Raw genomic sequence first — 11,115 nt, 5'->3', positions numbered from 1 at the left:
TTACGTCAATGTGCAGCACCTGTACCTTCGCGCCTTTGTTGGCAGCCGGCCAGACTGGCAGCCCTTTGCCGTTGGGATTGCCCGTCTTGATGAAGTTGGCAAAGTAGTTCAGCATTACGTCCGATACCTGCTGGTCCTCCGGTGTCCAGGCGTATACCTTGTTGGAGTATAGGTTGCCCAAGGCGTATTCGATTTCGGCGGAGTGCACGGCACCCCGGGCAGGCGGCATTTTAATGGCATTCGGATCTTCTTCCTTCACGACGCCACCGGCCAGCCCGGAGGAGGCATTGCCCATCTCAGGCACCATCGGCGGGCGCGGCCGTGAAAACAGGTAGCGGTAGACCGGCTGGCCGGAGGTCTGGCTGTGCAGGTCCAGCCACTTCCAGGTGCTGTAAGCGATGAAACGATCCCCGGCCAGGTCCGTGGCAGCCTGCAGGACCTCTTCCTTTGTGGTCGCCGGGTATACCTTCAGTACTTCCTCGGCCCGCTCCGGGTATAGTTTGCGCACCACCTTCTGGTAATTCTCCACAGTCGGTTCTTCCTTGCCCATCACAAACAGGTATGTCATTTCTTCGGAGTTCCAGCCGGCCAACAGCGGCACCTTTGCCTGCTCACCTGCCGCAAAGATAGCTGCCGGTGACTTCGGGAAAAAGTAGCCGTCCAGCGTGGCATTGAAGCGACCTACTCCCGGCTTGCCTGCTGCTTCCAGGAGCTGCTGGGCAGGTATAGCCCGTAGCTCCGCCAGGGAATTTGCCCCGATGCTGCCGGCAAAAGCCACCCCGTTCTGCTCCGCCTCCGCCAACGGGATCGGATCCAGTCCTGTGTTGATCAGGGCGCCACTTTCCCCGATGGCACCTGCGATCAGTCCTTTGGAGAGCGGCGTGGCCATCTGGGCACTCACCGAGATGGAGCCTGCCGACTCACCGGCAATCGTAACTTTGGAAGGGTCGCCGCCAAATGCTGCGATGTTCTGCTTCACCCAGCGCAGCGCCGCGTTCTGGTCCATGTAGCCGTAGTTGCCCGACGACTTGTGTGGCGACTCTTTTGTCAGTTCCGGATGTGCGAAGAAACCAAAAGCGCCCAGGCGGTAATTCACCGTAACGGCTACTATTCCTTTCTTTGCCATACTTTCGCCATCGTAACGGGGCTCGGAACCATCGCCGGCTATAAATCCGCCGCCATAAAAGTAAACGAGCACCGGCAGCCGCTCTTTCTCCGATTTGGCAGGCGTCCACACGTTCAGGTACAGGCAGTCTTCGCTCATCCCATCGGACCGGAAGTTCATGTCCCCGAACACGGCCAGCTGCATGGCTCGTGGGCCGAACTTTTGAGCCCTGCGCACGCCCTGCCAGTTCTTTGCCGGCTGCGGCTCTCGCCAGCGCAGCTCCCCGACCGGAGGCGCAGCAAAGGGTACGCTTTTAAAAGACCGGATACCACTTGTCTCCAGGGTACCTTCCAGCAGCCCGTTCGCGGTTTTTGCCTGGTTGGCAGCCAGCAAGCCGGTCGCTTTTGTTTTGGTCTGAGCTTCGGCGACAGGCTGTAGCAGCAGGCCCGGCAGCAAGAAAAGGAAGAGGGTATAGAGCTTTCGCATAAGTTCGATCGTACGGTTACAGGCAGGATATCTACCGGGTTATGACTCGATAAGAAAAGAATAATTACACTACGATAAAACGACTTTCTAAGCTGACATTCTTATACTTACTTCTGCGCGAGGATACAAATGGTATACCTCCAGAATTTGCCAGGGGGAGCTTCCCTTCCTGCCCGCTTCCCCGGTCCGGCTGGCAATTTCGGAAGCTGCTCCAGAGGCTATTATACAGATAACTGCTCATAGGACCTGGCTATACCTTTCGCTCAGCAGGCATTGTGGTAAGCGAAGGGTTGTGAATCCGTCAGCGGTCTTGTGCCATACCTCGCTTCGCCCGGGGCAGGCCATCGTCGACATTTCTTAGTTTATGTTTCCCGGACCCGGTCCGCCAGCACCTTAAACAGGATATACAACACCCCGAAAACAGCCATAGCGATCAGGGTCCAGAACTTCTTCCGGTTCATTTCCTGCCAGTAGTCGCGCTCAGCTTCGGTGTCTTTCAGGCGCTTGCGGATGGCCTTGTTGGCCAGGCTTTCTATTTCCAGCTCGCGGTGCAGCGAGTCTATGCGGATTGTGTCCTGCAGGTAAACGGTTCTTGTTTGATAGACAGTTTTGTAACCCGGGTAGCGTGCAGCACCGGGAGCCACAGAGGTTGCCGTTCTTCTCTCCTGCATCGGGATGGGGCTCAACCTGGTGGGTGCGATGGGGGACTGTGCATAGATGGCAGGCGCATAAAACCTGGGAGGGAAATGCCGGGCAGCGTAAGCTCCGCCATATTGCCGGGTGTAGGCGTCATTTTTGTCTACGTATGCTGCCAGTTGATCTGTGTGTTTGTCGAAATGCTTTTCAGCCTGGCGTTGTGTGGCGCAGGAGCATAGCAGGAGCATAAATAGAAATATCCATCTCATTTTTGCGATATGTCTGTTCGTATACGTTGCCCGCCAGCCAGAGCCTGCAGCTTGTGCTTATATTTTTTTAGCGACATGCCTTCCTTAAGTATAAAAACGGATAACCCACCTGCTGCAGTATGCCGTATACACTTCGGAAACTACGTACTGGTAGCAGGCAAAAAATTTTGAGTATCTAGCTGAAAACGGGAAACAGAATCCCGGTAATACAGTTTTGTGTCTCAAAATAATATTTCTATCTTGGTTTTAGAAAGGGATTTACCTGCCAAGAACGGCTTTCCTGGTACCAGTGGGCTGACCGTATCAGCGATCTGGCGAACCATAACCAGGAGCATTTAATTAACTTTTGTAAGCTTAGCGCCATTGTTCAGGCCAGACCTTACCTTATAAATAACCCGGAACAACCATGCATTCAAATAAAGACTGGCAACAATGTAATTCGGAGAAGTTCTGGCGGGAAGTAGCGGTCTGTTCGCATGTAGTACAGATTTATGAATCTGAAGACGCACTTCTGAACCTGTTGGAGGGCTTTGTAACCGGAGGTATATCTGCCAATGAGAGTGTCATTCTTATTGCTACCAAAGAGCACCTGCATACCCTGGAGTGGGGGTTAAGGCTTCACGGTTTGAATGTGGACGCACTCTGCGCTTCCAATCAGTACATCCCGTTGGTGGCAGCCGACATCTTGTCTCAATTCATGGTGAACGATTTTCCTGATTACAGTCTTTTTGTGAAAACGATTACCGCAATATTCGATCGTATACGGGATAGCAAACGGCAGGTGCGCGCTTTTGGAGAGATGGTCGCTATCTTATGGGAACAAGGAAACAGTGCGGCCACCATGATGTTGGAACACCTGTGGAATGCATTTTTCGAAAAAGAGTCTTTCTCCCTTTTATGTGCCTACCCTAAGAACCAGTTTTCAGAAGATACGGCCAACGCGCTTTCAACTATTTGCAAAGCCCACTCCAAGATAATCACCAACTCGGGTGTATCCAGCACCAAATTATCATACCAGGAAATCAACTGATTCCTATACCAGCTATACCTGCTCGGGCTGACTCATTGCCAGCCTGAGCGGACAGCGCATGCCCTTGCTTACACCCTGATAGCTCTTGCACAGGCTTCAGCCCTGGCCCCTTTCGCCCTGCCGGCAGAGGTATAGCGATACCTGACACATGGCTGGATCTACGAAATCTTTCATCCCCGCTTAACAGGTAAACAGTCAGTAAGCAAACCTTGCTATACCTATATACCCGCAGGTATAGCAAGGCAAACCGGCTACCTGCTGTGCTATGCCATAGGCCGTGTAATTTTTAAAGACGATATAAGTTTTAAATCCTGGCCTGGTAGGTATAGAGCTGGTAATATCTCCCTTTCTTTTCGAGGAGTTCTTCGTGCCTGCCCTGCTCGGCGATGTGCCCCTGTTCGATCACCAGGATCTGGTCGGCCTGGCGGATGGTGCTGAGGCGGTGAGCGATCACAAAGGTCGTGCGCCCCTGCATCAGCGTTTTGAGGCTGGCCTGTATCAGGCTCTCGCTTTCCGTATCCAGGTTGGAGGTTGCCTCGTCCAGGATCAGGATACGCGGGTCGGCCAGCACAGCCCGGGCGATCGCAATGCGTTGCCGCTGCCCGCCCGAAAGTTTGACGCCCCGCTCCCCGATCAGGGTGTTCAGGCCATCCTCAAAGCGATCGGTGAATTCCTGTACGTGGGCTGCCTGCACGGCCTGCTGCAACTGCGCTTCCGTGGCATCCGGGCGCGGGAAAAGGATGTTTTCGCGGATAGTGCCCTCAAACAAAAAGTCGTCCTGCAGCACAACGCCCAGCTGGCTTCGGTAGCTCTGCAGGCTAATCTTTTGCAGGTCATGCCCGTCTACGGTAATGGTACCGCTCTCCGGGTTCAGGAAAGAAGCGGCCAGTCCGGCGATCGTGGTTTTGCCTGAACCGGAGGTGCCGACCAGGGCCGTGACGGAGCCGGCAGGGGCTCTGAAACATATCTGTTTGACCACTTCTTTTCCGGCTTCATACGCAAACGATACCTTGTCAAAAATAACATCGCCGTGAATGGCATCCAGCTTCAGGGTGCGGTGACCGCCGGCATCTTCCAGGGGCATGTTCAGAATCTCTTCGGTACGGTCCAGGCCAGCAAAGGCTTCCGTAAACTGGCTGCCAATGTTGCTCATCTGCACAATAGGCGCGATCATAAAACCCAGGTATAGCGTGAAGGCTAGGAAATCGCCGAAGGTAAGCTCCCCTTGCATGATCAGGTATCCGCCTATACCCATGATACCGGCAGAAGCCAGGCCCAGCAGCAACGTAGCGGCACTCGTGACCATACTCGTCGTGACCAGGCTTTTCTTCACATTCAGGAAAAGCCGGTTGACGCCCGCCTCAAATATCCGGATCTCCTGCTCCTCGGCATTGAATCCCTTGATCACCCGAACGCCTCCCAGTGTTTCCGTCAGCCGGCCTGTCACCTGGGCATTGATCACGCCGCGCTCCCTGAAGATAGGGCGTATCTTTGCGAAAGCCTTCGTCGAGATGAAGCCAAAAATGACCACCGGAAACAGCACATACAGGGTCATCAGCGGGCTGATCACGATCAGCAGCACCAGGCTGATGAGTGCGGTCAGCACACCTCCCACCATCTGGGCAAAACCGGTTCCGACCAGGTTCCGGACCCCTTCCACATCGGTCATGATCCGGGATACCAGTTCACCGGTTTTGGTATTGTCGAAGAAACGGATGGGCAGCTGGATGATGTGCCGCTGTACCTTGGCGCGGAGCTGGGAAATGAGGTGCTGCGCTTCGACGCTCAGGATCTGGGTGAGGGCAAAAGAGGTGCCCGCCTGAATGACGATGGACGCGACCACTGCCCCGATCAGCCATTTGAGCATGGTCGAATCTCCGTTCGGGATCACGTCATCGATCAGGTACTTGCTGGCTCCCGGCAGGATCAGTCCGGCCAGGCGGCTGATGATGATCAGGACCAGCCCGATCGTCAGGTACTTTTTCCGAGGCCAGATGATGGTTTTGAAAACATGACCTAAGGTGACGTTTTTTAATTTTTTAGAGTTCGACATGTATCGCTTAGAAGGGGAAATATAACGTGGAAAGGTAGCTCAATTTCTTTGTTCTCTTTGGAGAGGTATGGATTTAAATTCCGTCACGTACCGACAAATGCCGTTGTAGCGATTTCCATAAAGTTAAATAAAATCCGCTCAGGTTGACCAAAAACAGGCAGCATTGGTTTTGCATCCCTCCTGCTCTGGCGCATATTCGCTATGTTTCTATGAATCCATACAACCGGCAACCGGGCTTTCCCTTCCCGCCTTACAACAATTGAACCTTAAGCGGAGTTATACCTTTGTATAGGTATGAGTCACCGCTCGGGCTACCTCCTTTCTGTTGCAAAAAAAGGAGGTTAAGTTGCTCCGCTGGCTCTCCATCAAGCTTATCCGCACAAAAACAAATTCAACGTGCCACTTCCTGGTACATAGCAAGCTTGACTTTTCAATATTCTTTTAAAAGAATTCAGATTTTACAAGTCTATTCCATGAACTATCAAATAAAAATTAACGACGTTGCCACAGTAGAGGAAATGCCAAATTACTGGACAAACGAGGATTACATCCAGCTACTGGCAAAGTTTAATTATCCGGATGCGGAGAAAGCTCCGAAAGACACCCTGCACGAATTGCTTCTGATGGCCATCACGGACTATGAGCCCAACGAAGCGGCTGCCATCCTGCTGGCGTATAAGTTGAGCGAGGAGCTGAACGAGGGCCAGATTGACCAGATATCCAACGACATGCTCCTGGACAAGATCGTGGAGGAATATCCGGAAATCAGCCTGCATGCACGTCTGTTCCACATCAACCAGCTTTTATACAAGGCCTTCAACGGCAAATTCCCCAACACCAAGGCAACCCTGATTGACTGTACCATCACCCCGCTGGAAGAAGATACAGCGCCCGAGCTCACCCGCGTGATGGCGTTAAAACTGCTGGGTGCGGGACTATCGGACAGAAACCTGGTGAAAAGGCTGTTCACGGAGCAAATGGCAGGGGACAAACCCTTCCCGGAGGCAGAAAGCATCCTTTGGGAGCTTAAACCAGCTGCCAATCATCAGTACAGCATCCTGACCTCCGAGAACTGGATCAGTACCGGTGATTTTACCTCCCATGAATTCGAAGGAGCTGCCGAAGCAACCGAGCTGCTGGAACAGCAATAAGCAAGAAGATAGCTACAGGCTGCAGGTATAGGAAGGCTTGCAGCCTGTTTTTTTTAAGTCTCATTCCTGCTTGCTCTCCTACCCACACAAACAGCTTTACCGCACGGAGTAGCACAGCTATACCTATTCCACCCAATTTGATTTAGGTCAAAAAATAGCCACCACAAAAGGGTTCGTCGGGCTCCCTTCTCTGACCATACAATCGGCAAACATTTCCGCAGAAACCAAGTTAAAGGAACAAGCCGTATCCGGCTAAAGTCAAATAACATACCTCAACCAAAACAAACTGAACGCTATGCCATTTATCGAAACCGACGACATTCAGAAAGGAGAAAACGTTTACATTAACTACCAGGACTACGGGGAAGGGCAGCCGGTGATCCTGATCCACGGCTGGCCGCTGAGCCACAGGATGTGGGAAAACCAGATACAGACCCTCGTGGATGCCGGTTACCGCTGCATTGCCTATGACCGCCGGGGCTTCGGCGACTCCGACCAGCCCTGGCACCACTACGACTATACCTCTCTGGCACTGGACCTGCGGGCCCTCATCGAACAACTGGACCTGTACCAGTGCGTGCTGGTCGGATTTTCGATGGGCGGCGGCGAAGTGGTACGCTACCTCTCCATGTTTGGCGACGACCGCATCGACAAAGCAGTGCTCATCAGCTCCATTGTTCCGCTCGTACAAAAGACGGATGATAACCCCGATGGTGTGCCGGAAGACAAGCTGAACGAGATCCTGGACTCTCTCAAAACCAACCGCGTACCGTTCCTGGCCGGATTTGGAAAGCTGTTCTACAACTACAGCAACAACAAAGGCACGCTGAGTGAAGAGCAGCTGCGCTACGACTGGACGGTTGCCTCGCATGCCTCCCCGAGGGCCACCATCGAAACAGCCAAAGCCTGGGCCTATACCGATTTCCGGCAGGAACTCCGCAATGTGACGGTGCCCACCCTCATCATACACGGCGATGCCGACCAGATCGTACCGATCAAAACCAGCAGCGAGCAGGCGGCTGGCAAGATCCGCAACAATAAGTATGTGGTGATCAAAGGCGGCTCGCACGGCATATGTGTCACACACAAAGAAGAGATCAACAGTGTGCTGCTGGACTTCCTCCGCCGTTAGGTGCCGGGTATACCTGTGTCAGCTTACCGGAACAGCCGCTGCCCTCCACGTAGCGGCTGTTTTGTTTCTCCCCTGTGCGTATGAACCAGGCGCTGCCCGCTGATCCTGGATGGATAGCAGCATCCGGAAAACGGGCTGCGTTTGTTCAGGATAAGGTACAGGTCCTTCGTTTGCGACAGGACGGTATACCTGTGTGATGAGCCTTCGCGTCTCAAAACCTTCTCCTCTCAACTCAGTAAACAGGCTGGTCACAAGATTGCTGCAGGTATAGCTTTCATACAATTGCATGCAGCTGCTTAACTTCGCATATGGCAAAAGACCCGCAAAAGAAATCTCCGAAAGAATATACCGGCTTCGTAACTGTGCGCGGAGCACGGGAACATAACCTCAAAAACATAAATTTAACGATCCCCCGCGATGCCCTGGTGGTATTTACGGGCGTATCAGGTTCTGGCAAATCCTCCCTGGCTTTCGGGACTTTGTATGCCGAAGCACAGCGGCGCTACCTGGAGTCTGTTTCGCCCTATGCCCGGCGGCTCTTTCACCAGATGGCGGTGCCGGAAGTAGATGCCATTGAAGGCTTGCCCCCGGCCGTGGCCCTGCAACAGCAACGCGGCACCCCCACCACCCGCTCCTCGGTTGGGAGTGTGACGACCCTCTCCAATCTGGTGCGCATGCTTTACTCCCGTGCCGGGGATTATCCCCCGGGTCAGTCCATCATTTATGCCGAAGCATTTTCGCCGAACACCGCCGAAGGAGCCTGCCCTGTCTGTCATGGCCTGGGCCGGATCTATGAAGTGACGGAAAAATCCATGGTGCCCGACGATTCACTGACGATACGGGAGCGGGCGATAGCCGCCTGGCCCACTGCCTGGGGCGGGCAAAACCAGCGCGACATCCTCGTCACGCTCGGCATTGATGTAGACCGCCCCTGGCGGGAACTCCCCAAAAAAGACCGGGACTGGATCCTGTTCACCGACGAACAGCCTGTCGTACCCGTATACCCGGGCTATACCCCGGAACAGACCCAACGCGCCCTCAAACGCAAAGAAGAACCCAACTACATGGGTACTTTCAGCAGCGCCCGCCGGCATGTATTCCATACCTTCGCAAATACCAACAGCCCGCTTATGAAGAAGCGGGTGATGCAGTTCATGCTGAGCACCGACTGCCCTAACTGCCAGGGCAAGCGCCTGCGCCCGGAATCCCTGGCCGTAAAATTTGCCGGCTTCGACATCACCGAACTTTCCCGGTTACCCCTGAAACGGGTTGCTACGATACTCCGGCCTTTTGCCGAAGGAACGGCTACCGGCCATGAGCAGCAGGAGGCCGAGCACCCGGAACAGACCATTGTGGCGCAGCGCATTGCCGAAGACCTGGTAGCCCGCATCCAGGTGCTGCTCGACCTCGGACTGGGCTACCTGTCGCTGGAGCGCAGCACCCCTACCCTGTCGCCGGGGGAGCTGCAGCGCCTGCGGCTTGCCACACAGCTCTACTCCCACCTGTTTGGCGTGGTGTATGTGCTCGATGAACCATCAGCCGGCCTGCATCCTTCCGATACCCTGGCGCTGCTAACGGCACTGGAAGGACTGAAAAAGGCAGGCAATTCGCTGTTTGTGGTGGAGCATAACCTGGACGTGATCCGCCATGCCGACTGGTTGGTGGATGTGGGACCGGACGCCGGGGAAAAGGGAGGCGAAATCGTGTACAGCGGCCCACCGGAAGGACTGCAGCAGGTGCAGGCTTCCCGTACCGCCGGCTACCTTTTTGAAAGCGCAGCTTTGCCTGACCGGACACCCCGCTCAGCTACTGGCTGGCTGCGCCTGCGTGGTGTGACACGCAACAACCTGCAGGATCTCGATGCCGAATTCCCGCTGGGTGTGTTCACAACCGTAACAGGTGTATCGGGTTCCGGCAAGTCCAGCCTGGTAAGCCAGGTGCTGGTGGAGCTGGTCGCCGGGCACCTGGGTCATGTGCTCCCGCTGGAGGAGGAAGAAGGCGAAGAACTGGAAAGGGCTGAGCCACTCCGGTCCGGCGGACAGATCACCGAAGGTATGGAAGGTATAAAACGACTGGTGCGCGTGGACCAAAAGCCGATCGGCCGTACCCCGCGCTCTAACATGGCCACCTACACCGGATTGTTTGACCACGTGCGCAAGCTCTTTGCCGCTACCCCGATGGCCAGGTCACGCCGGTATGACGCCGGCCGTTTCTCTTTCAACGTAGCCAAAGGCCGCTGTGAAAATTGCCAGGGTGAAGGCTTTGTGATGGTAGAGTTGCTGTTTCTGCCGAGTGTATACGCCCCTTGCCCTATCTGCCACGGAGCCCGCTACAATGCCAAAACCCTCGAAGTTACCTACCGCGACAAGAACATTGCCGAGGTACTGGGGATGACGGTGGATGCTGCCTGGGAGTTCTTTGAGGAGGAGCCACAGGTGCACCGTGCCCTTACGGTGCTTCGGGAAGTCGGATTGGGCTATCTGCGCCTGGGGCAGCCGGCCACAGAGCTTTCCGGTGGCGAAGCGCAGCGTATCAAGCTGGCCACCGAGCTGCAAAAGGCCCAGCGTGGCAACACGCTCTACATCCTCGACGAACCCACCACCGGCCTCCACCCTGCCGACGTCGAAAAGCTGCTGGTCCAACTGGATAACCTGGTAGAGGCTGGCAACACGGTCATTGTCGTAGAACATACCATGCGCGTCGTAGCTGGCAGCGATTGGGTGATTGACATTGGTCCGGGTGCGGGAGAAGACGGCGGACAGGTAGTGGCGGCGGGAACGCCGGAGGAAGTAGCGGCGGCTGAAGGGAGTAAGACAGCTCCGTTTTTGAAGCGGATACTGGAGAAGTAGCCTCTCCATGGCGCGAGCGTCCTCGCTCGTGTCGGGTATAGTGGGGCCTCCGGCCCATGTGAAGGTATAGCTTCTTTATGATCTATACCTTGTACATTGTAGTTGTAACTGATGTTTGGATAACCTCCCACCGGTACGAGCTGCTATACCTATTGTGTAGCTGCAGTTTCATCAAGCTTCAACCTGCCATTGTTGCATTGCTTCGCCTGGCCGGCGGGGCCTCACTTTTTTTCTTGACAAAAAAAGTAAGCAAAAAAGTCAAGACAACACAAACTCGCTGAACGCTCGAACAGTGGAGCGCCGTAAAGTGCACTTGGCTGAAGCTATACCTTCGTAGCTTGAGTTGTAAGTTAATTTGGCTATACCTGCCCGCTATACCTATCCACTAAACCTTCTCGTCCAGA

8 protein-coding genes are annotated in these 11,115 nt (G+C 54.5%); 4 read left to right on the top strand and 4 right to left on the bottom strand.

What is annotated here, in order from left to right; genetic code table 11:
* Together OB13_RS00640 and OB13_RS00635 are read right to left on the bottom strand one after the other, a co-directional pair.
* Positions 1–1,591 (bottom strand): carboxylesterase/lipase family protein (locus OB13_RS00640; RefSeq protein WP_461488204.1); only part of this gene is annotated, 1,591 nt, incomplete at its 3' end.
* A 362-nt stretch (positions 1,592–1,953) separates the two neighbouring features.
* The gene (locus tag OB13_RS00635) at positions 1,954–2,496 is read right to left on the bottom strand and encodes a hypothetical protein (protein WP_461488203.1); all 543 of its coding nucleotides are present in this window, start codon (positions 2,494–2,496) and stop codon (positions 1,954–1,956) included.
* 406 nt (positions 2,497–2,902) lie between these two features.
* Between OB13_RS00635 and OB13_RS00630 the strand changes: the two genes are divergently transcribed.
* A complete protein-coding gene (locus OB13_RS00630; protein ID WP_461488202.1) occupies positions 2,903–3,526 on the top strand; it encodes an MEDS domain-containing protein in 624 nt (207 codons plus the stop codon).
* Positions 3,527–3,830: 304 nt separating this feature from the next.
* On the opposite strand, the gene OB13_RS00625 is transcribed toward OB13_RS00630, so the two are convergent.
* Complete coding sequence (locus OB13_RS00625) at positions 3,831–5,579, bottom strand: ABC transporter ATP-binding protein (RefSeq protein ID WP_461488201.1); 1,749 nt, start codon at positions 5,577–5,579, stop codon at positions 3,831–3,833.
* Positions 5,580–6,052: 473 nt separating this feature from the next.
* Here OB13_RS00625 and OB13_RS00620 point away from each other — a divergent pair, with 473 nt between their 5' ends.
* Both OB13_RS00620 and OB13_RS00615 read left to right on the top strand, forming a co-directional pair.
* A complete protein-coding gene (locus OB13_RS00620) occupies positions 6,053–6,730 on the top strand; it encodes a hypothetical protein (protein WP_461488200.1) in 678 nt (225 codons plus the stop codon).
* Positions 6,731–7,025: 295 nt separating this feature from the next.
* Positions 7,026–7,862 carry an alpha/beta fold hydrolase gene (locus tag OB13_RS00615; protein ID WP_461488199.1) on the top strand — a complete coding sequence of 279 codons (837 nt, stop codon included), beginning with the start codon at positions 7,026–7,028 and terminating at the stop codon, positions 7,860–7,862.
* 18 nt (positions 7,863–7,880) lie between these two features.
* Here OB13_RS00615 and OB13_RS00610 read toward each other — a convergent pair whose 3' ends face one another.
* On the bottom strand, positions 7,881–8,150 hold the full coding sequence (locus OB13_RS00610; RefSeq protein ID WP_461488198.1) for a hypothetical protein: 270 nt from the start codon (positions 8,148–8,150) through the stop codon (positions 7,881–7,883).
* 20 nt (positions 8,151–8,170) lie between these two features.
* Here OB13_RS00610 and uvrA point away from each other — a divergent pair, with 20 nt between their 5' ends.
* On the top strand, positions 8,171–10,711 hold the full coding sequence (uvrA, locus tag OB13_RS00605) for an excinuclease ABC subunit UvrA (RefSeq protein ID WP_461488197.1): 2,541 nt from the start codon (positions 8,171–8,173) through the stop codon (positions 10,709–10,711).
* Positions 10,712–11,115 lie beyond the last annotated feature (404 nt).

The sequence above is a fragment of the Pontibacter sp. HJ8 genome, from assembly GCF_054824225.1.
Note: the sequence above shows the minus strand (reverse complement) of the source record. Positions and strands in the feature narration are given on the sequence as shown.